The following is a 19,264-nucleotide window of genomic DNA, read 5'->3' on the forward strand; positions in this document are numbered from 1 at the left end:
AATCCACAGAACTTAATTATCTGTGGATTTTTTTATTGAGTCAGGGAGGATAAATACCTGCTGTCATTATTGTTGTAAGTAATTTTGATAAAAACGATTCATTAGAAAGTTAAAAAATTGTACAAAATAATATTATCGTAAAAATTTTATTAATTTTGTTTTGAATTCAGTAAATGATCAAATACACAAGATACGAATATTCAACCGAAGCAGAATTAAATATTTTTGAGTTTGAGAGTGTTGGACCAAAAGGAAAAATAACCAAATTAGTCCAATACACCGAAATGAACATCAAAGATTATTATAATTTATCTTTTGGAGATTTAGACGTAATAACTAGGGAAATAAATGATGGTGTAATAACAAATAATGGCGACGCTACAAAAGTTTTAGCAACTGTGGTTTCTACTGTTTATGCATTCACAGGTAAATATCCAGAAGCTTATATTTTCGCAACTGGAAGTAGTGAAGCTAGGACAAGATTATACAGAATGGGTATTACAAATAATTTAGAAGAATTGAAAAATGATTTTTATGTATATGGTTTAAGAAATGATGATACATTTGAACCGTTTATTGTTGGGGAAGATTATTTGGGTTTTTTAATAACAAGAAAAAATTAAAATTATGAAAGTTGAAGATTTAAATAAAGCAAAAATACCAGTAGTTAAAATAAATAAGAAACTGGAAGAATTTAAAGGGAAAATATTGTTTCCTGAAAAACTGGATTTAGCAAATAAAATGCTGGAAAAAGTAAAATTACCAAAAGCAGAAACTCTGAAATAACCTCGACAAATTTGTAATCGAGAAAACTGTAAGCCCGAAAAAGCTTAAACTATTTATACAATCCACAGAACTTAATTATCTGTGGATTTTTTTTATTTTGATTATTGGAAGGCGTAATGTTTTATTAATAATTTAATTGCGAGTTCTAATTTCCCACCTAAGCCTAGTTCTACAATTTTTTGTAAAGTGGAAAATCGTACTTCTTTTACGTTATTTTCAATTCTTGAAATATACGATTTAGTTGTGCCGCTTTTAATAGCAAGTTCTTCTTGAGTTAAGCCTTTTTCAATTCGGGCTTCATGAATTAAAGCCCCAAGTTTAAATTGTTCAAAGCCTTTTTCTAATTTGTTCCGTTTTTCAGTTCCGATTTTGCCATAAAATTCTTCTTTGAATTCGTCTAGTGTTTTTAGGTTATTTGTTTTCGTTTTCATGATCTTTAAATCTTTCGCAATTTTCTTAACTAAAGAATATAGTTGTACTAAAGTACAATATTTTAATTACTTTTAGTTGAAGTTTTATATTTTTTTATGAAGAGTTTCTTTTGAAATTCTAATTTCATAAAAGACATAACCTTGCTAGCCCTGACAGAAGTGGAAATCCTGGCATTGCGAAAAAGTAGAAGTGGTATGAGATTGCTTCGTGCCTCGCAATGCCAGATTGCAACGAATGGCAGGAATGACGTTTACTAAAATGCCCAATGTTTCGCTCCTGAAATTATTGGAAATAAAAAACCTACAAGTTTGCACTCGCAGGTCTATTATCTATACGTCTATTATCTAAAAAGTCTTATTTAATCAATTCAAAACTACGCTTCACAAAAGCGGTTAGTTCTTCGCCTTTTAGCAATCCTTGGGAGATTTTGGCTAAGTCTAGGGCTTGTTTTACTAGGCTTTCTTGGGCTGTTTTGTCTTGGGTTTGTAGGATGGTAGTTGCCAATTCGGAATTGGAGTTTACCACCAAATTGTACATTTCTGGGAAATTACCCATACCGAACATTCCGCCGCCTCCGCCAGATTGACTCATTTCTTTCATACGACGCATGAATTCGGGTTGTGTGATCATGAAAGGTGCTGCTGCGCTATCCATTGGCTCCAATTGCACAGAATAGTTGGCTTTAGGAACAAATTCTTCGACTACCGTTTTCAAATTTGTTTGTTCGTCTTCCGACAATTTAGAGATTTGCGTATCTTCTTTGTCAATTAATTTATCAATGTGATCGGAATCTACACGAACGAAAGTTAGGTTCTCGTTGTCGCCTTCTAATTTTTGAATTAAATGCGAAACAATAGGTGAATCAAGCAATAAAACTTCGTATCCTTTTTCTTTTGCAATGTCAACATAACCGTGTTGCGCTTCTTTATTAGAAGCATAAAGCACGACTAATTTTCCGTTTTTGTCGGTTTGATTGGCTGCAAGATTTTCTTTTAGTTCGGCTAGAGTGAAGAATTTATCGTCTACCGTTGGGTATAAAACAAAGTCGCCTGCTTTTTCGTAGAATTTAGGTTCGGATAACATTCCGTATTCCAAAACGATTTTGATATCGTTCCATTTTTTCTCGAAATCTTCGCGGTTTTCGTTAAACAACGATTTCATTTTATCGGCCACTTTACGGGTAATGTAATTGGATATTTTCTTTACATTACTATCGGCTTGCAATCCAGAACGGGAAACGTTTAACGGGATGTCTGGGGAATCAATTACTCCTTTTAGCATGCCTAAAAATTCAGGAACAATTCCTTCTACATTATCGGTAACGTATACCTGATTTTGGTATAATTGGATTTTATCCTTTTGCATTTGCATGTCGTTGGACATTTTTGGAAAGTATAAAATTCCAGTCAAATTAAACGGATAATCTACATTTAAATGGATGTTGAAAAGAGGCTCCTCAAATTGCATTGGATACAATTCATGGTAGAATTGTTTGTAATCTTCCTCCGATAATTCGGTAGGAAGTTTGGTCCATGCTGGGTTTGGATTGTTGATGATGTTATCTACCTCAATAGTTTCTGGTTTTACATCTTCGGCGGATCCTTCAGGAACGGGAAGTGTTTCTGTTTTGGTTCCGAATTTAATCGAAACCGGCATGAATTTATTGTACTTAGTAAGTAATTCTTTAATTTTATATTCTTCTAAAAACTCTAAAGAATCTTCTGCAATGTGGAGGATTATTTCCGATCCACGAGTGGTTTTATCGGATGGTTCTAAAGTAAATTCGGGACTTCCATCACAGGTCCAATGTGCTGCTGGTTCGTCTTTGAAGGATTTAGTAATGATTTCTACTTTTTCGGCTACCATAAAGGCAGAATAAAAACCTAAACCAAAATGACCGATAATTCCGGAATCCTTGGCAGAGTCTTTGTATTTTTCTAAAAATTCTTCGGCACCAGAAAAAGCAACTTGGTTGATGTATTTTTCAACTTCCTCGGAAGTCATACCCAAACCTTGATCAATGATGTGCAGTTTTTTACCTTCTTTATCAATTTTAACTTCAATTATAGGATTGCCATATTCTACTTTGGCTTCCCCAATACTAGTTAAATGTTTTAATTTTAAAGTAGCATCCGTGGCATTGGAAACCAATTCTCGTAGGAAAATTTCGTGGTCGCTGTAAAGAAATTTCTTAATTAATGGGAAAATGTTTTCTACTGAAACATTAATTTTTCCTGTACTCATATTTTGAATTTTAAGTGAAACAATTGTTATTTCTTTTGTATTCAAATTCAATACCAAAGCAGTAAGTGTGACAAAATGTCGTGAAAATTATTTTTATTTATGGATAAATATTATTAATTTTAATCTTTGATAAAAACAGGAAGCAAGATTGCTTTTACTATTTAAACTTATTTAAAAACTATGAAAAAAAGTGTGATGCTATTGTTTTTGGCGGTACTCTTTATTGGATGTAAACCAAAACAAACGGTAACTAATACTAAATTAGATACCAAATCGGAAGTGGCTATTAAAGGCAATTGGACAATTACTTCGGTGACTTTTCCTGGGTCGGATTATATCAAGGTTAACTCTTTTGATATTGCGGATTCTAAGTGTTTCGTGGGCAGTACTTGGAAATTTATTTCCAACAATAATAAAGGCGAAATGGCTTTGTCAAATGCTTCTTGTACCGCTTTTTCGTCGCCTATTACTTGGTATATTAATAAGGACGGCAATTTTGTAATGAAAATTATTAATGAAACTAAAGCGAAGAAGGTTCTAGAAGGTTACATTTTGACCATTGCCAATTCAACGGAATCAGGTTTTCAATTGATAGACAAAGTTAATGTGGGCGGTCAATATGTAAATGTAACGTATCAATTTAGTAGAAATTAAACTGGTTATTAGTTGAGGGTAGTGCCAAATAAATCCTGGCAAAATAGTTGTAAAATGTTATCTAATTGAGTAACTTTGTAGGATGAATGAAAAAATGGATTAGAGAAGTTATTTATTTCGAAGATTATTATCTTGATTTTTTTAACGCTCAAAAAGAGGACGTTAAGAAAAAGTTTAACTGGACTTTACAATTAATCTCAACTCAAGAAAGAATTCCAGAAAAATTTTTCAAACATATTACAGGCACTGAAGGAATATTTGAAGTAAGAGTTGAAGTTGGTTCTGATATTTTAAGAGTTTTTAGTTTCTTTGACAAAGGGAATTTGGTAGTTTTGGTAAATGGTTTTCAGAAGAAAACGCAGAAAACTCCAAAATCAGAAATAAAAATGGCTGAAAAATTAAAAAAAGAATATTTAGAAACGAAATCTATAAAGTAAAAATTATGAAAGCTGAAAATAAAAAGATAACATCATTTGCCCAACATTTGGATGAGCAATACGGAAAAAAAGGGGCTGAAACTCGTCAAAAATATGAAGAAGAATATGAAAGTTTTGAACTTGGTGTTTTAATTCAGGAAATGAGAAAAGAACGAGGAATGACGCAAGAACAACTTGCGTTAAAATGTGGAACGACTAAAACGTATATTTCAAAAATAGAAAATAATGCAAGTGACATTCGACTTTCAACATTAATGAGAATAATTAGACAAGGATTAGGTGGGCATTTAAAATTAAGTTTAACCACATAAAGGCACTATCCACCAAAAGGCATTTAGTAAGATTGGGTTTTTAGGATTAACTTAAAGATGTTTTTGCAATTGTAAATTTTGTCTTTAATTCAAAAATAAGGCTTCCTTAATTCACAACCTTGCAAGAGTAGGGACGTTAAAAAATTAAATAGTTAGACATGAAAATAAATACAATGAAATTAAATAGAAAAGGAATTTTACAGAAAACCACATTAGTAGTTTTAGCAGTAACTTTGAGTTTTGGTTCGGTTTTAACCAGTTGTGAAGCGGCAAAAAATACTAACAAAACGCAACGAGGTGCTGGAATAGGTGCAGTTGCGGGAGGTTTATTAGGAGCCGTAATAGGAAATAATTTAGGAAAAGGAGGTAATGGTGCTCTTGGCGCTGTACTTGGTGGCGTAATCGGTGGGGTTGCTGGTGGTGTAATCGGAAACAAAATGGACAAGCAAGCACGTGAAATTCAATCGGCTTTGCCAGGCGCAACCGTAGAGAGAGTAGGAGAGGGGATTAAGTTGACTTTAGGAGAAAACTCAGTTCGATTTGACACTAATAAATCTACGATAACTCCAACAGCTAAAGCAAATTTAGATCGTTTAGTGCCAGTTTTTCAAAGTTATGCCGAAACCAATATTGTTATTTATGGTTATACTGATAGTACTGGAACTCCAGAACATAACCTTACCTTATCGGAGCAAAGAGCTTCGTCAGTAATGGCTTATCTAACTGCAAAAGGATTAAATACTTCTCGTTTTGCTACAACTGGAATGGGAATTGCTGATCCTATAGCGACAAATGATACTCCAGAAGGAAGAAAGCAAAACCGTAGAGTGGAGTTTGCTATTGTTGCAAATGAAAAAATGGTGGAAGATGCTAAAAAAGAAGCAGGAAATTAAATTTTAGTTAATAAATAGGCAGGAGAAAAGTCGATAGAACTATTTTAATCGACTTTTTTATTATTTATTCGATGCATCATTTTTAATAATATCCAAAACAAATCTTAAAAGTTGTGTGGTTTGTATAATTTTAAATACTTTTGCCAAAATTTAAATATTATAGATAATGAAAAAAATAGTTTTTTTATTGGTGCTTTCTTTAGCAATTTTCAGTTGTAGTAAAGTTCGTAAAGGAGAATTCCTTATTTCTGGTAATGCAAAAGGAATTGCTGATGGTAAAATGGTTGTTCTTAAAAAACAAAACGAATTTGGTGTTGTGGTAAACATTGATTCAGCTAAAGTGAAAGACGGAAAATTTGAAATCAAAGGGAAAGTAAAAGAACCAAGCATGCTTGCTTTATTTGTTTCTGGATTGCAACAACCAATTCCATTTATTTTGGAAACTGGAGAAATTGAAGTAAAAGTAGACAAGGATAGTATCTGGAAATCAGAAATAGGAGGAACTTCAAACAATGAAGACTTTCAAAAATTCAATGTTAAATTGAATACTTTTCAGAAAAAGCTAGTTGATTTTCAAAATAAAAACATCCAAAAATTAATGGATGCTCAAAAGAAAAATGATAATGTAACAGTTGAAAAATTGAAAAAAGAGTATTCTGATATTCAAAAAGGCATGGATGATTTCATGTCGGTTTATCCAGAACAAAATCCAGAATCTTATATTTCATTATTGTTAATTCAAAACATGTTTAACTCTCCTAAATTTGATTTAGCGAAAGTTACTAAAACCTATTCTAATATAGATGCTGATCTTAAAGCAACTAAAGTCGGAAAAGAAATAGGTTTGAAATTGAAAACAATTGAAAATACGCAAAAAAAAAAGTAGTAGCAACGGCTGATATTGGTAGCATTGCTCCTAATTTCTCTGCTAAAACCCCACAAGGAACTGTTGTTTCTCTTAAAGAGTCTTTGGGTAAAGTAACCATTGTTGATTTTTGGGCCTCTTGGTGTGGACCATGCAGAAAAGAAAATCCAAGTGTAGTTGCAATGTATAACGAATTACATGGTAAAGGGTTAAATATTGTTGGAGTTTCTTTAGATGAAGATTTGGAAAGTTGGAACCAAGCAATTGTAAAAGATAAGATTACATGGGTACAAGTTTCAAATTTAAAAAAATGGGCAGAACCAATTGCAAAACAATATAATGTAGAGCAAATTCCAACTACTTTTTTATTGGATGCTTCTGGAAAAATTGTTGCAAAAGATTTAAGAGGAGACGAATTAAAAGCAAAAGTTTTGGAGCTTTTAAGTTTGTCTGAATCAAAAAAATAATACATATTACATAAAATAAAAAAAATCTCCTAGTGAGATTTTTTTTTATTTTATTCAAAATCATAGGGTTAAAATATATTCACAAATTAAGTTTTAAATTAATTTGGATACTTAAAAAGAGTTCCTATATTTGCAGCCTCGTTAAGCGAAAGGGGAGATACTCAAGCGGCCAACGAGGGCAGACTGTAAATCTGCTGACTACGTCTTCGTAGGTTCGAATCCTACTCTCCCCACAAAAAACTTCAACAGAAATGTTGGAGTTTTTTTATGGAAAGAGTTATTTTTAACTAACTGTTTTTAAATGTATTTTAGTATTAAAGCCAAGGATTTCCTAATCTCTAATTCCAAAATTATAAATAATAGTTCCAACCTGTTTTTCTGTTCCGTTTGGGCTTGGTTCCCATCTGGTTTTAAGAGCTGCTTTTTTAGCCTCATTCATCAAGCAGCTATTAGAATTGGTGGTACCTCTATATCCTGGACTTGCATCAATAGCATTTCCGTTTTTATCTACAGTAATTTTCACCACCACAATTCCGTATTCGTTACCGCAATTATTATCAGGTTTTGGGGTTGTTACTGCTTTTCTTCCTGCTAATGAGTAGCCGGAACCATTTCCTTTTCCGTTCCCACTACCATTTCCCCCGCCACTGCCAGAGCCCGAACCAGCTCCAGTACCTGTGCCATTGCCAGTTCCGTTACCGCCACCAGTTCCACCTCCAGAACCTCCAGAACCAGAATATCCATTAGAATTAATATCGCCATTAGCACGACCTTGGTTTCCAGATGTGCTAGAAGTTCCATCACCACCTTTTTTGTTGCCTTTCAAGATGTTTGCTAAAGCATCATCCACTTTTTTAACAACTGGTTTTTTTATTTCTACCGGTTTTACAACCTCTGGTTTTATAAGAACTTTCGGATTTTTAACGGGTTCGTGTTTGGCAATTACTACATCCGTTTTATCTGCATCAGCATCTTGAGAAATAATATCCTCTTGCGGAGTTTCTTGATTTGCAGCTGCTTTGGTTATGTTTTTTACTTCCAATTCTTTACTGTCAAAGTTTTTTCCAGTACCAAAATCGGTATCTCCAAAATTAACTGTAACACCGCCACCTCCGCCACCACCAGCCATTGCTACTAGTTCGGCATCCGATGGAGGCCAAAAACGAATTAAAAATAAGATACAAAGAAGTATACAATAGAGTATTGTAGCGATTATAAGTGATTTTTTTTTATCGGATAAAGAAGAATTGAGCGTACTCTTTATTGCTAATGATGTTAACCCCATGGAATCTTTTTTTATTTAACGTCGAAATATACTAAAAATTGTGCTTTTAACGATTAAATCTTTGGTTTATTGAGGCTTTTCTTCAGCCAAAGAAATCCTATTGCTCCCGAAATAAACGAAGCAATCAATATCATAAATTTAGAATTGTTTATTATTTGATTATCTTCAAATGCCAATAAAGCAATGAAAATTGACATTGTAAATCCGATTCCGCCAAGAAATCCAACAGCAATTAATTGGTTCCAATTTGTGTCATTAGGTAATGTGGTTAATTTTAATTTTATTGCAATAAAAATAAAAGAAACTATGCCGAGAGGTTTTCCAATGGTAAGCCCGAATAAAATCCCTAAAGAATAAGGTTCGGATATAATTTGCATCCAATCTTTGCCAATACTTATTGCGGTATTGCATAAAGCAAATAGTGGAATAATTACAAAGGCAACTGGAAAATGGAGCCAACTTTGTAATTTGTAGGAAATAGATTCTTCATTACCATCTCCAAACGGAATGGCAAATGCCAAAAGTATTCCTGTAATGGTTGCATGCACGCCAGAATGCAACATAAAATACCACATAAAAACCCCGCCAATTAAATATAAAATTAGATTTTTAACCTTCAATCGATTCATAATTAAAAGCAAAACAAAAATACCAAGAGCTAGTAGTAAATTAGTAAAATAGATCGTTTTAGTATAAAAAATGGCTATCATTAAAATCGCACCCAAATCGTCAATTACTGCCAAAGCTGTAAGAAAAATTTTTATCGATAATGGTACTCGGTTTCCTAATAAGGATAAAATCCCGATTGCAAAAGCAATATCAGTTGCCATCGGAATTCCAAAACCAGAATGCGTTGAATTATTTGGATTGAAAACAAGGTACATCAAGGCCGGAAGCAACATGCCTCCTAAAGCCCCCGAAATTGGAAGTATAGCATCTTTTAACTTGGATAATTCACCAATATAAGCTTCCCGTTCTAATTCTAATCCTATTAATAAAAAAAAGATTGCCATCAAGCCATCGTTAATCCAATATTCAGCAGGATGGTTGGCAATAGAAAAATGCCAAATAGATACATACTCCTCCGAAATAGAAGAGTTAGCAAGCAATAACGAGAGGATGGTACATATTAATAATACCAATCCTCCCGCTTTTTCACTATTAAAAAAGGAAAGAAATAATTTTTTTTTCTTCAATTATACCAATTGTTTTAGTGCTATTTCAAATGCTGTTGCGCTAATATTGTTTTTACTAGAATTCAACGCGTGTGCTTTTTGGATGGCTTTGTAAATAGTTTCGGAAGTATCCAAGAAAATTGCTTCATCGGTCATTTGAACTTTTTTCTCCATGAAATAAGCAAAAACACGTGCCATTCCGCAATTGGAAATAAAATCGGGAATCAAACTTATTTTGTTATCTACTTCTTCCATAATCGAACCAAAGAAAATTTCTTTATCGGCAAACGGAACATTGGCACCACAAGAAATAACTTCCAATCCGGATGCAATTAAATTATCTAATTGGTCTTTAGTAACCAATCTTGAAGCAGCACAAGGAGTGAAAATTTCAGCGCCTATAGTCCAAATCTTTTGATTGATTTCATCAAACGGAATCATATTTTCGGCAACCAATTTGTTTCCGTCTTTATTCAAAAACAAACGTCGTATTTCTTCAAATGAAAAACCTTCTTCGTTAATAATACCACCATCGCGATCGATAATTCCGATTACATTAACACCCATTTCTGCTAGGTAAAATGCCGCAGCCGAACCTACGTTTCCAAATCCTTGAACAATGGCTTTTTTACCTTTAAAATCACCACCATAAATAGTGTAATAATGACGAACGGCTTCGGCAACGCCATATCCTGTAATCATATCAGCTATAGTGTATTTTCGCAATACATCTGGAGAGAATTTAGTATTTTCAATCACTTTAACAACTCCTTGACGCAATTGTCCAATTCTATTAATTTTATCTGCTTCCGTTGGTTTGAAATGGCCATTAAAAACTCCTTCTTGTGGATGCCAAACACCACATTCTTCGGTAAACGGAATAACTTCATGAATTTCATCTACATTCAAGTCGCCACCAGTGCCATAATAACTTTTTAATAAAGGAGAAACTGCTTTGTACCAACGTTGTAATACACCTTTTTTTCTAGGGTCTTGGGGGTCAAAGTTAATTCCTGATTTAGCACCACCAATTGCTGGTCCAGAAACAGAGAATTTTACTTCCATAGTTTTGGCTAACGACAAAACTTCGTTCATGTCTAATCCTTTTCGCATTCTAGTTCCTCCACCGGCAGCACCACCACGAAGGGAGTTTATTACCGTCCAACCTTCTGCTTCCGTTTCAGAATCTTTCCAATTAAAAATAATTTCAGGGGCTTTGTTCTCAAATTTTTTAAGTAAATCTTTCATTAAAGTGTGTTTTGTTTGTAGTGCAAATATAAACTTTTAAAATCTTTTGTATTTATATAATAATTACATCTTAGTTTATTGTGTAAAAAAAATGCCACCTTTAGTAGTGGCATTAAGTGGTTAACGTATTATTTTTTTTCTTTAAAACGTTTGTCTGGAGTTCCGTCTTTTTTCAAAACAACTTTAGCTTCTTTGTTTTCTTTAAAGCGTTTGTCTGGAGTTCCATCTTTTTTTAAGGGAGCTTTTACTTCTTCTTTTTTTGCTTCCGTTTTAGCTTTGTCTGCTTTTTTAGGAGTTTGTTGCGCTGTTGCGCTTAAAGTAAAGCCCAAAAGAGCTATTACCGCTAGAATTAATTTTCTCATTTTTTGTATATTTTAAGATTCATAGCTAATTTATAAAATAAATAAATTGCTAAATGTAAATTATTCGTTAAAAATTACTCCCGAAGAATGATTTTTTTAGTACTTGTAACACTGCCTAAAAGATTGATTTAGTTATAATATTATTTTTTTTGTTTTTAATAGGGGATTAATTAGTCTATTTTATTATTTCAGCAATTGCATATAAAGGAATATTGGTTAGCCAATCTTCTTTTCTAAATTTATTCATTGAGGTTATTAAAGCATTTTTATTGTGGTATTTTTCAACAAAAACTTTCAAACTTTTGGATTTTAAATTCTCTTCCGCTTTTACTTCAATTGGAATAACTTCGTTTTTATTTTGGATAATAAAATCAACTTCCGCAGTGTTGCCAGATGACCAATAGTATAATTCATGTTTGATTATTAATTGTTGACAAACAAATTGTTCGGTTAATGCACCTTTAAAATCGGTAAGAATTTGATTTTTTTCTAAAAGAATTTTGTGGTCTAAATTTCCAATTGCATTTAGTAAACCAACATCCAATAAAAATAATTTGAAAGCATCCTGGTCTGCATAGGCGTTTAGTGGTATTGTAGGTTTTTCTAATCTATTAATTTTTAGAACTAAACCTGCTTCTGAAAGCCAATTTATTGCCATTTCAAAATCTTTTGCTCTGGCACCTTTTTTTAGTTGACCATAAATAAATTTTTTATTTTCTTTTGCTAATTGACCTATTAAGGATTTCCAAACTATTTTTATTTTTGGAACAATTTCATTAGGAGCATATTTTGCAAAATCATTTTCATAACCGATAAGTAGTTTTTGTTTAATTTCCCTTACTATTTTTAAATCTTTATTTTGAATATAATTGGAGACAACTTCAGGCATTCCACCAATAAAATAGTACAAACGCAATTGTTCAACTAGTTTATCATGAAAGGATTCTATAACATTCCAATTATTATTTTTTATTTGATTAGCTAAATTTATATTCTCTGAATTTTCCAAAAACTCCATAAAACTCAATGGATATAATCGCAAAAAATCTACTTTGCCAACTGGAAATGAATTGTTTTTTTGCAACGAAACACCTAGTAATGAGCCAGCAGCAATTATGTAATAGTGAGGTGCTTGTTCGTAAAAATATTTTAATGCGGTTAAACCTTTTTCAACTTCTTGAATTTCGTCAAAAATTAGTAAAGTAGTTTCAGGTATTATTTTTTGATTTGTTTCTATTTCAATTACGGTTAGAATTCTGTCAATATTAAAATCGATAGCAAATAAGTTTTTTAATCTGTTACTGCTTTCAAAATTAAGATAAACAACTTGTTTGAATTCTTGTTCCCCAAATTTTTTCATTAACCAAGTTTTGCCTACTTGTCTTGCACCTTGGATTATCAATGGTTTTCTATTTTTTGCGGATTTCCAAACGGTCAATTCATCAATTAAATACCTGTTCATGATGTTCAAAATTAGATTAATCTATCGCAAAAATACAATTTTCATAGGATTAAATGTAAATGCAAACACTTTTTCATGTGAATAAATGTAAAATTAGTAATGTTTAATATTGAAATAAAATTTAAAACAAGATGTTTAGTATATTATTCCCGTAGAATGATCCTGTTTAGAACCTGTAACACTAGCTAATACATTTATTTCGTTTCTTAATTTTAATACCCCGAGTAATGCAAATATTAAGGCTTCTTTGAATTCTAAAATTTCGGCATCTGGAATAATAATTTTCATAGTAGGTAAATGAAACTGCATTCGCTCCATTAAAAAGGTATTGTAAGCACCTCCACCGGTAACTAATAATTTGCCATTTTTTGACGGAAGGGCTTTGGCTGTTTGTAGGGCAATATGCTCGGTAAATGTGTGCATTTTATCTTCAATAGCAATAGAATATTTTTCTATTAAAGGCAAGACAATTTCTTTTACAAATTCAAATCCGAGCGATTTTGGGAATGGTTTCGAATAATATTCTAAGGCATTTAATTCGTTTAACAAATCGGAATTTAAATTGCCAGAACGAGAAATTTCTCCTTTATTATCATAATCCAATCCCAATTTATTGGCATAAAAATTTAAGACTGTATTTACAGGAGAAATATCAAATGCAATTCGGTTGTTTTTTTCTTCAAATGAAACATTAGAAAACCCTCCTAAATTAAGACAATAATCATATTCCGAAAACAAAATCCTATCACCAATAGGTACTAAAGGCGCACCTTGACCACCCAGTTGTACATCCTGAACTCGAAAATCACAAACTACTTTTCTGCCTACAATTTTAGCAATATTGGGTAAATTTCCTATTTGAAGTGTAAATCCATTTTGGGGTTGGTGCAAAATGGTATGCCCATGCGAGCAAACCGCGTCTATATCTTCAAGATGGAATTTGTTTATGAAATCTTTTATAATTCCACCTAAAAGAAGGGTGTAATTTTCATTCAGTTGGGTTAATTTTTCTTCCGAAAAAGCCACCGCTTCTTTCAGTTGATTGACCCAATCTTCAGTATAGGAAATGGTTTCTTTTTCTAGAATTTTAAAACTCCATTTGTGGTCTAAAACGGAAAATTCAACGGCCGCTAAATCTATTCCATCAAGCGAGGTGCCTGACATTACTCCGATTACTTTGTAGTTTTTATTAAACATTGGCTAAAATTACGAAATCGTTTGAGAAATTCATGAAAATATGCTACTTTTGACGTCTAAAATTAAGTATTTACTAAATTATACCCCACAAAAATATGAATTTTAATTTAACCGAAGAGCATTTAATGATTCAGCAAGCTGCTAAAGATTTTGCTCAAACCGAATTATTACCTGGAGTTATTGAAAGAGACGAACATTCTAAATTTCCAACCGAACAAGTGAAAATGATGGCCGAACTTGGATTTATGGGAATGATGGTAGATCCAAAATATGGTGGCTCAGGCTTGGATAGCATATCGTATGTTTTGGCAATGACCGAAATTGCTAAGGTAGATGCTTCTGCTGCCGTAATTATGTCGGTTAACAATTCCTTAGTTTGTGCAGGAATGGAAAAATATTGTAACGAAGAGCAAAAAATGAAATATCTTGTTCCGCTTGCTAAAGGGGAAGTTATTGGTGCTTTTTGTTTGTCGGAACCCGAAGCTGGAAGTGATGCCACTTCACAAAAAACTACGGCAATTGACATGGGCGATCATTACCTATTAAACGGAACTAAAAACTGGATTACTAACGGTTCTTCAGCTTCAACTTATTTGGTGATTGCACAAACCCATATTGAAAAAGGACATAAAGGTATTAATGCTTTTATTATTGAAAAAGGTTGGGCTGGATTTGATATTGGTCCGAAAGAAAAGAAAATGGGAATTCGTGGAAGTGATACGCATTCATTGATGTTTAATGATGTAAAAGTTCCCAAAGAAAATAGAATAGGCGAAGATGGTTTCGGATTTTCCTTTGCTATGAATGTATTAAATGGAGGGCGAATTGGAATTGCATCGCAAGCTTTAGGAATAGCAACTGGTGCTTATGAAATTGCATTGAAATATTCGCACGAAAGAAAGGCATTCGGAAAAGAAATTTTTAATCATCAAGCCATAGCTTTTAAATTGGCAGATATGTATGTTAAAGTTACTGCTGCTAAATTGTTGATTATGAAAGCCGCTTGCGAAAAAGATGAAGGTAAAGATATTGCACATTCGGGCGCTATGGCAAAATTATATGCTTCAGAAATTGCTTTGGAAGTAGCAAACGAAGCAGTTCAAATTCATGGTGGAAATGGATATGTTGCCGAATACCATGTAGAACGTATGATGCGGGATTCTAAAATCACTCAAATTTATGAAGGAACTTCCGAAATTCAAAGAATTGTAATTTCAAGAGGTTTGGTATAATCGATTTAAGTTGTATTATTTTAACCCTTTCAGTTTTTAATTGGAAGGGTTATTTGTTTTAAAAATTTGTATATTTGATAAAAAATAATTGTTATGGCAACTATTCAAGGAATTCAATTTGAAAATGATGCAACTGGAAAACCTGTTTCAATTAAAATTAATCTTGAAAAATATGGAACTCAGTTAGAACCCTTTTTAAAACAAATTGGAATTCTAGAGGAAAAAGATGATTTTGATAAAGAATGGGAAAAAGCTATTTCATCGGAAGAATTTTTAAAAAGATCAATTGACAGTATAAAAAAATTACCTTGGAAAAAGTAGTAGTTTCTTATACGGAATCCGTTCAGTCGTTTTTTGATGAACTAATTTCTCAATTATTCAACAAGGAATATTTTAGTTATGAAGAAAATGCAATTCAATATGTTCAGAAACTTGCTTTTTATATAGAAGTTAACATTGCGAATTTACCCCCAAGAAAAACACCAAAATCGCTATCCAAATACGGCGATTTTTATATTTTTTACAAATCGAATACTAGAACAACCTGGTATATTTTCTTTTCAAAAAAGAAATCCAATTATTTGATAAAACATATTTCAAATAATCCTATTTTTGATGCGACCTTTATAAATGAATTAAAAAAAAATGAGTAAAAATATTATCATTACTGGAACTTCCCGCGGAATAGGATTGGAATTGGCTTTACAATTGGCAAGCCAAGGACATCAAATTTTAGCAATATCTAGAAAAGTCGCAGCCGAATTATTAGGTAAACCAAATATTACTTGCCTTTCGGCAGATATTTCTCTGGAAGACGATATGCTAGAAGTGACTAAAGTACTTTCTACAAGTTGGAAAAAAGTAGATGTAATTATTCACAATGCAGGTTGTTTAGTCAATAAGCCATTTGAAGAAACTACTTTAGAAGATTTTGAAAAGGTGTATAAAGTAAATGTTTTTGGGGTTGCCAATGTAACTCGAACGTGTATTCCATATTTACAAAAAGGAAGTCATGTGGTTTCTATAAGTTCTATGGGAGGCATTCAAGGCAGCATGAAATTTGCTGGACTTGCAGCCTATAGTTCTAGTAAAGGAGCCTTAATTACACTGTCTGAATTGTTAGCCGAAGAATATAAAGAACAAGGAATTGCCTTCAATGTTTTGGCACTTGGAGCGGTTCAAACCGAAATGTTGCAAGAAGCTTTTCCGGGTTATCAAGCGCCAATTTCTGCTAAGGATATGGCAGATTATATTGGTAATTTTGCTTTGACTGGAAATAAATTTTACAATGGAAAAGTGTTGCAGGTTTCTTCTTCAACACCTTAAATAGAAAATTAATTTTTAAATCTTCAAACAAATGAAGCAACAAGACGCTATTCAATTATTTGAAAACAAAAAAGTAAGAACTGTTTGGGATACAGAACAGGAAAAATGGTTTATTTCAATTATTGATGTAATAGAAATTTTGACGGAAAGTCCTAACGCTCGAAAATATTGGAGTGTTTTAAAAGTTAGACTTAAGAAAGAAGGAAGTCAGTTGGCTACAAATTGTAGTCAACTGAAAATGCAATCTTCGGATGGGAAATTTTATAAAACAAATGTTGCAGATACCGAACAACTATTTAGGTTAATTCAATCTATTCCTTCTCCAATAAAGATTTAATTAAATGAGTGAAGTCCTATTAAAATATCTTCCAGAACATTCGGTTCCATTGTGTTTTGAGTTAATCAAAACCAATAGTGTACATTTAAAAATCGTTAACGAACGACAGACGCGTCATGGTGATTACCGAAGAGGACTTTCAGGTAAACACGAGATTACCGTAAATTCTAATTTAAATAAATACCGATTTTTAATTACACTAGTACATGAGATTTCGCATTTAGTAGCCTTTGACAAATTTGGAAGAAACATTAAACCACACGGAGTAGAGTGGAAGATGACTTTTCAAAGGTTGATGGTTCCGTTTATTCAACCTGAAATTTTTCCGCATTCGGTTTTGCCATTAGTGGCACGACATTTTAGAAACCCAACTGCAAGTAGTGATACCGATGCACATTTGGCATTTGCCTTGAAACAATTTGACGAACGAAAACCCGATGTTCATTTTGTTCATGAAGTACCCAGCGGAAGTATGTTTAGAATAAAAAATGGAAGAATTTTTCAAAAAAAAGGCCTTCGAACAAAACGCTACGAATGTGTAGAGGTGCATTCAGGGAGATTGTTTTTATTTAATGCCAATGCAGAAGTTGAAATTGTACCAGGATAATTAAACCTACATATTTTATTAAATATATTTGTCCCACAAATAATAAACCTCAGATTCTTAGCTGCTAATCGTCTTAAAACCTTTAAGAAATGAATAAAAATTATTATGCAATAGTAATGGCAGGAGGTATTGGTTCTCGGTTTTGGCCGGTAAGCACCGAAGATTTCCCTAAACAATTTCACGATATGGTGGGATCTGGAAGTACCTTAATTCAAAAGACTTTTAGTCGATTATCTAAATTGATTCCATTGGAAAACATTTTGATTTTAACCAACGAACGCTATAATGAATTGGTTTTAGAACAATTGCCTATGGTGAAACAAGAGCAAGTTTTGTTGGAACCCGCCATGAGAAATACCGCTCCTTGTATTTTATATGCATCATTAAAAATTCAAAAAAGAAATCCCAATGCCTTAATGGTTGTGGCACCAAGCGATCACTGGATAGAAGATGAAGCCGAGTTTGCTAACAATTTACAACAGTGTTTTAATTTCTGTGAAAAAGAAGATGCCTTAATGACTTTGGGAATTCAGCCAACGTTTCCTAATACGGGTTTTGGGTATATTGAATTTGATAAATTAGATAGCAATCCGATAAAAAAAGTATCACAATTTCGAGAAAAACCTGATTATGAAACGGCTAAATCGTTTTTGAAATCTGGTAATTTCCTTTGGAATGGAGGTATATTTATTTGGAGTGTGCAATCTATAACCAATGCATTTGAAAAATTTCAACCACAAATGAATGCTTTGTTTCAAAGTGGTTTAGAAAGTTATAACGCAAATTCGGAAAAACAATTTATAGAAGAAAATTATGCCAAAGCAGCTAATCTTTCCATAGATTATGCGGTAATGGAAAATGCTACTAATGTTTATGTTTTACCTGCAACTTTTGATTGGAATGATTTAGGGACTTGGAGCTCGTTGCATGAAAAATTAGATAAAGACAGCCAAAATAACGCCGTTATTAATGCAACGGTTATTCTAGAAAATGCATCCAATAATATCATTAGAGCAGACAGAAAAAAACTAATTGTTGTTGATGGTCTAGACGATTATATTATTGTAGATAAAGACAATGTGCTTTTGATTTATCCAAAAAGCAAAGAACAGGACATTAAAAGAATTACTGCATTAGCTAATAAAGTTTAGCAAATAATCATCACAAAACAATCAATACTAAAAAAGCCTCCTCAATTTCTTGAGGAGGCTTTAAGTTATTGAGAATCTTTAAAGATTATCGTTTAATCACACGTAGTGTTTTAACAGTATCTTCTTGGCTTACAATTACGTTGTAAACTCCAGATGGATAGTTAGCACCTACTTCAAATCCTTCTACTTCTGTAGCTTCTAGGATTCTGCTTTCAACTAATTTACCTAACATATCGTAAACATTAATTTGTAAAGCTTCTTCACTACTAGTTTGAATATCTAGTTTGAAGTTCTCTGCAAATGGGTTTGGATACGCTGAAGCTTTAAACTCTATAGAAGCTTCTTCTCTAACTGTAGTAGTACACTCTTTGATCCAAACGTTTACTGGAACGCTATATGCTAATGTAGCACATGGACCGCTTGTAAACTTAGCTCGGAACCAAACATTACCAGTAGTTAAACTAGTTGCACTATTGGTAGCAGAAGTAGCTCCGTTAATATCCGTCCAAGAAACTACACTTGTGTTAGTAACAGCTGTAACAATTGTACCAGCATTATAGTATTGCCATTGGATAGAACCTATAGAAGTTGAAGCTAACGTTAATGTTCTTGCTCCACTACAAACAGCTGTTGCTAAAGTAGTAGCTCCTGTATGACCAGTAACTACTGCAGATTTTGCTGCAGGACTAACGGTTATTGTTATTGGATTGGAAATAGAAGTAGAACAAAGTCCACTTGACACAACCACTCTATAAGCAGTAGTAGCCGCTAGATTTCCGGTAGCTAATGTTGT

24 protein-coding genes and 1 tRNA gene are annotated in these 19,264 nt (G+C 32.7%); 16 read left to right on the forward strand and 9 right to left on the reverse strand.

The annotated features are described in order from the left end of the window. Nucleotides 1–173: 173 nt before the first annotated feature. Both ACIQ2J_RS13990 and ACIQ2J_RS13995 read left to right on the forward strand, forming a co-directional pair. Nucleotides 174–623: a DUF6934 family protein gene (locus tag ACIQ2J_RS13990; protein WP_396170950.1), complete on the forward strand. Its 450-nt coding sequence runs from the start codon at nucleotides 174–176 to the stop codon at nucleotides 621–623. A 4-nt stretch (nucleotides 624–627) separates the two neighbouring features. Next, nucleotides 628–786 (forward strand): hypothetical protein, encoded by a 159-nt coding sequence (locus ACIQ2J_RS13995; RefSeq protein ID WP_396170952.1) that lies wholly within the window; start codon nucleotides 628–630, stop codon nucleotides 784–786. A gap of 101 nt (nucleotides 787–887) precedes the next feature. On the opposite strand, the gene ACIQ2J_RS14000 is transcribed toward ACIQ2J_RS13995, so the two are convergent. Beyond that, complete coding sequence (locus tag ACIQ2J_RS14000; RefSeq protein WP_396170955.1) at nucleotides 888–1,217, reverse strand: helix-turn-helix domain-containing protein; 330 nt, start codon at nucleotides 1,215–1,217, stop codon at nucleotides 888–890. 355 nt (nucleotides 1,218–1,572) lie between these two features. Further along, nucleotides 1,573–3,462: a molecular chaperone HtpG gene (gene htpG / locus ACIQ2J_RS14005; protein WP_396170957.1), complete on the reverse strand. Its 1,890-nt coding sequence runs from the start codon at nucleotides 3,460–3,462 to the stop codon at nucleotides 1,573–1,575. A gap of 180 nt (nucleotides 3,463–3,642) precedes the next feature. On the opposite strand from htpG, the gene ACIQ2J_RS14010 reads away from it, so the two are divergent. From ACIQ2J_RS14010 to ACIQ2J_RS14040, 7 genes are all read left to right on the forward strand, one after another. Next, complete coding sequence (locus ACIQ2J_RS14010; RefSeq protein ID WP_396170959.1) at nucleotides 3,643–4,116, forward strand: hypothetical protein; 474 nt, start codon at nucleotides 3,643–3,645, stop codon at nucleotides 4,114–4,116. An 86-nt stretch (nucleotides 4,117–4,202) separates the two neighbouring features. After that, a complete protein-coding gene (locus ACIQ2J_RS14015; protein ID WP_396170961.1) occupies nucleotides 4,203–4,553 on the forward strand; it encodes a type II toxin-antitoxin system RelE/ParE family toxin in 351 nt (116 codons plus the stop codon). Between the two features lie 5 nt (nucleotides 4,554–4,558). Next, a complete protein-coding gene (locus ACIQ2J_RS14020; RefSeq protein ID WP_396170963.1) occupies nucleotides 4,559–4,864 on the forward strand; it encodes a helix-turn-helix domain-containing protein in 306 nt (101 codons plus the stop codon). A 158-nt stretch (nucleotides 4,865–5,022) separates the two neighbouring features. Continuing rightward, nucleotides 5,023–5,757, forward strand: coding sequence for an OmpA family protein (locus ACIQ2J_RS14025; RefSeq protein ID WP_396170964.1), 735 nt, complete (start codon nucleotides 5,023–5,025; stop codon nucleotides 5,755–5,757). A gap of 166 nt (nucleotides 5,758–5,923) precedes the next feature. Then, complete coding sequence (locus ACIQ2J_RS14030; protein ID WP_396170966.1) at nucleotides 5,924–6,643, forward strand: DUF4369 domain-containing protein; 720 nt, start codon at nucleotides 5,924–5,926, stop codon at nucleotides 6,641–6,643. A 23-nt stretch (nucleotides 6,644–6,666) separates the two neighbouring features. Beyond that, entirely contained in the window at nucleotides 6,667–7,089 is a 423-nt protein-coding gene (locus ACIQ2J_RS14035) for a TlpA family protein disulfide reductase (protein WP_396170998.1), read from the forward strand. A 151-nt stretch (nucleotides 7,090–7,240) separates the two neighbouring features. Next, a tRNA-Tyr gene (locus ACIQ2J_RS14040) sits at nucleotides 7,241–7,322 on the forward strand. Between the two features lie 98 nt (nucleotides 7,323–7,420). On the opposite strand, the gene ACIQ2J_RS14045 is transcribed toward ACIQ2J_RS14040, so the two are convergent. The 6 genes from ACIQ2J_RS14045 to ACIQ2J_RS14070 form a co-directional block, all read right to left on the reverse strand. Continuing rightward, complete coding sequence (locus ACIQ2J_RS14045; RefSeq protein ID WP_396170968.1) at nucleotides 7,421–8,374, reverse strand: energy transducer TonB; 954 nt, start codon at nucleotides 8,372–8,374, stop codon at nucleotides 7,421–7,423. A gap of 53 nt (nucleotides 8,375–8,427) precedes the next feature. Then, nucleotides 8,428–9,570 (reverse strand): Na+/H+ antiporter NhaA, encoded by a 1,143-nt coding sequence (nhaA, locus tag ACIQ2J_RS14050; protein WP_396170970.1) that lies wholly within the window; start codon nucleotides 9,568–9,570, stop codon nucleotides 8,428–8,430. Next, nucleotides 9,571–10,797 carry a Glu/Leu/Phe/Val dehydrogenase dimerization domain-containing protein gene (locus ACIQ2J_RS14055; protein WP_396170972.1) on the reverse strand — a complete coding sequence of 409 codons (1,227 nt, stop codon included), beginning with the start codon at nucleotides 10,795–10,797 and terminating at the stop codon, nucleotides 9,571–9,573. A gap of 128 nt (nucleotides 10,798–10,925) precedes the next feature. Next, on the reverse strand, nucleotides 10,926–11,159 hold the full coding sequence (locus ACIQ2J_RS14060; RefSeq protein WP_396170974.1) for a hypothetical protein: 234 nt from the start codon (nucleotides 11,157–11,159) through the stop codon (nucleotides 10,926–10,928). Between the two features lie 175 nt (nucleotides 11,160–11,334). Continuing rightward, nucleotides 11,335–12,621: an ATP-binding protein gene (locus ACIQ2J_RS14065; RefSeq protein ID WP_396170976.1), complete on the reverse strand. Its 1,287-nt coding sequence runs from the start codon at nucleotides 12,619–12,621 to the stop codon at nucleotides 11,335–11,337. A gap of 135 nt (nucleotides 12,622–12,756) precedes the next feature. Then, on the reverse strand, nucleotides 12,757–13,818 hold the full coding sequence (locus tag ACIQ2J_RS14070) for an anhydro-N-acetylmuramic acid kinase (protein WP_396170978.1): 1,062 nt from the start codon (nucleotides 13,816–13,818) through the stop codon (nucleotides 12,757–12,759). A 95-nt stretch (nucleotides 13,819–13,913) separates the two neighbouring features. Between ACIQ2J_RS14070 and ACIQ2J_RS14075 the strand changes: the two genes are divergently transcribed. From ACIQ2J_RS14075 to ACIQ2J_RS14105, 7 genes are all read left to right on the forward strand, one after another. Further along, nucleotides 13,914–15,050 (forward strand): acyl-CoA dehydrogenase family protein, encoded by a 1,137-nt coding sequence (locus tag ACIQ2J_RS14075; protein ID WP_396170980.1) that lies wholly within the window; start codon nucleotides 13,914–13,916, stop codon nucleotides 15,048–15,050. A 93-nt stretch (nucleotides 15,051–15,143) separates the two neighbouring features. Further along, a complete protein-coding gene (locus tag ACIQ2J_RS14080) occupies nucleotides 15,144–15,371 on the forward strand; it encodes a hypothetical protein (protein WP_396170982.1) in 228 nt (75 codons plus the stop codon). Further along, nucleotides 15,359–15,703: a hypothetical protein gene (locus tag ACIQ2J_RS14085; RefSeq protein ID WP_396170984.1), complete on the forward strand. Its 345-nt coding sequence runs from the start codon at nucleotides 15,359–15,361 to the stop codon at nucleotides 15,701–15,703. The genes ACIQ2J_RS14080 and ACIQ2J_RS14085 overlap by 13 nt, the downstream gene beginning before the upstream one ends. Further along, nucleotides 15,696–16,376 (forward strand): SDR family NAD(P)-dependent oxidoreductase, encoded by a 681-nt coding sequence (locus tag ACIQ2J_RS14090; RefSeq protein ID WP_396170986.1) that lies wholly within the window; start codon nucleotides 15,696–15,698, stop codon nucleotides 16,374–16,376. Before ACIQ2J_RS14085 ends, ACIQ2J_RS14090 begins: the two co-directional genes overlap by 8 nt. A 31-nt stretch (nucleotides 16,377–16,407) precedes the next feature. Next, nucleotides 16,408–16,713 (forward strand): BRO family protein, encoded by a 306-nt coding sequence (locus ACIQ2J_RS14095; protein ID WP_396170989.1) that lies wholly within the window; start codon nucleotides 16,408–16,410, stop codon nucleotides 16,711–16,713. 4 nt (nucleotides 16,714–16,717) lie between these two features. Then, nucleotides 16,718–17,320 carry a SprT-like domain-containing protein gene (locus tag ACIQ2J_RS14100; RefSeq protein WP_396170991.1) on the forward strand — a complete coding sequence of 201 codons (603 nt, stop codon included), beginning with the start codon at nucleotides 16,718–16,720 and terminating at the stop codon, nucleotides 17,318–17,320. An 89-nt stretch (nucleotides 17,321–17,409) separates the two neighbouring features. Continuing rightward, nucleotides 17,410–18,471 carry a mannose-1-phosphate guanylyltransferase gene (locus tag ACIQ2J_RS14105; protein ID WP_396170994.1) on the forward strand — a complete coding sequence of 354 codons (1,062 nt, stop codon included), beginning with the start codon at nucleotides 17,410–17,412 and terminating at the stop codon, nucleotides 18,469–18,471. A gap of 85 nt (nucleotides 18,472–18,556) precedes the next feature. Here the strand turns inward: ACIQ2J_RS14105 and ACIQ2J_RS14110 are convergent. Beyond that, nucleotides 18,557–19,264 (reverse strand): T9SS type A sorting domain-containing protein (locus ACIQ2J_RS14110; RefSeq protein WP_396170996.1); only part of this gene is annotated, 708 nt, incomplete at its 5' end.

It is taken from the genome of Flavobacterium sp., from assembly GCF_044357305.1.
GTDB lineage: Bacteria > Bacteroidota > Bacteroidia > Flavobacteriales > Flavobacteriaceae > Flavobacterium.

Coding starts and splice junctions, on each gene's coding strand:
- ACIQ2J_RS13990 (WP_396170950.1), top strand. CDS start 174: ATGATCAAATACACAAGATACGAATATTCAACCGAAGCAGAATTAAAT.
- ACIQ2J_RS13995 (WP_396170952.1), top strand. CDS start 628: ATGAAAGTTGAAGATTTAAATAAAGCAAAAATACCAGTAGTTAAAATA.
- ACIQ2J_RS14000 (WP_396170955.1), bottom strand. CDS start 1,217: ATGAAAACGAAAACAAATAACCTAAAAACACTAGACGAATTCAAAGAA.
- htpG (WP_396170957.1), bottom strand. CDS start 3,462: ATGAGTACAGGAAAAATTAATGTTTCAGTAGAAAACATTTTCCCATTA.
- ACIQ2J_RS14010 (WP_396170959.1), top strand. CDS start 3,643: ATGAAAAAAAGTGTGATGCTATTGTTTTTGGCGGTACTCTTTATTGGA.
- ACIQ2J_RS14015 (WP_396170961.1), top strand. CDS start 4,203: ATGAAAAAATGGATTAGAGAAGTTATTTATTTCGAAGATTATTATCTT.
- ACIQ2J_RS14020 (WP_396170963.1), top strand. CDS start 4,559: ATGAAAGCTGAAAATAAAAAGATAACATCATTTGCCCAACATTTGGAT.
- ACIQ2J_RS14025 (WP_396170964.1), top strand. CDS start 5,023: ATGAAAATAAATACAATGAAATTAAATAGAAAAGGAATTTTACAGAAA.
- ACIQ2J_RS14030 (WP_396170966.1), top strand. CDS start 5,924: ATGAAAAAAATAGTTTTTTTATTGGTGCTTTCTTTAGCAATTTTCAGT.
- ACIQ2J_RS14045 (WP_396170968.1), bottom strand. CDS start 8,374: ATGGGGTTAACATCATTAGCAATAAAGAGTACGCTCAATTCTTCTTTA.
- ACIQ2J_RS14055 (WP_396170972.1), bottom strand. CDS start 10,797: ATGAAAGATTTACTTAAAAAATTTGAGAACAAAGCCCCTGAAATTATT.
- ACIQ2J_RS14060 (WP_396170974.1), bottom strand. CDS start 11,159: ATGAGAAAATTAATTCTAGCGGTAATAGCTCTTTTGGGCTTTACTTTA.
- ACIQ2J_RS14065 (WP_396170976.1), bottom strand. CDS start 12,621: ATGAACAGGTATTTAATTGATGAATTGACCGTTTGGAAATCCGCAAAA.
- ACIQ2J_RS14070 (WP_396170978.1), bottom strand. CDS start 13,818: ATGTTTAATAAAAACTACAAAGTAATCGGAGTAATGTCAGGCACCTCG.
- ACIQ2J_RS14075 (WP_396170980.1), top strand. CDS start 13,914: ATGAATTTTAATTTAACCGAAGAGCATTTAATGATTCAGCAAGCTGCT.
- ACIQ2J_RS14080 (WP_396170982.1), top strand. CDS start 15,144: ATGGCAACTATTCAAGGAATTCAATTTGAAAATGATGCAACTGGAAAA.
- ACIQ2J_RS14090 (WP_396170986.1), top strand. CDS start 15,696: ATGAGTAAAAATATTATCATTACTGGAACTTCCCGCGGAATAGGATTG.
- ACIQ2J_RS14095 (WP_396170989.1), top strand. CDS start 16,408: ATGAAGCAACAAGACGCTATTCAATTATTTGAAAACAAAAAAGTAAGA.
- ACIQ2J_RS14100 (WP_396170991.1), top strand. CDS start 16,718: ATGAGTGAAGTCCTATTAAAATATCTTCCAGAACATTCGGTTCCATTG.
- ACIQ2J_RS14105 (WP_396170994.1), top strand. CDS start 17,410: ATGAATAAAAATTATTATGCAATAGTAATGGCAGGAGGTATTGGTTCT.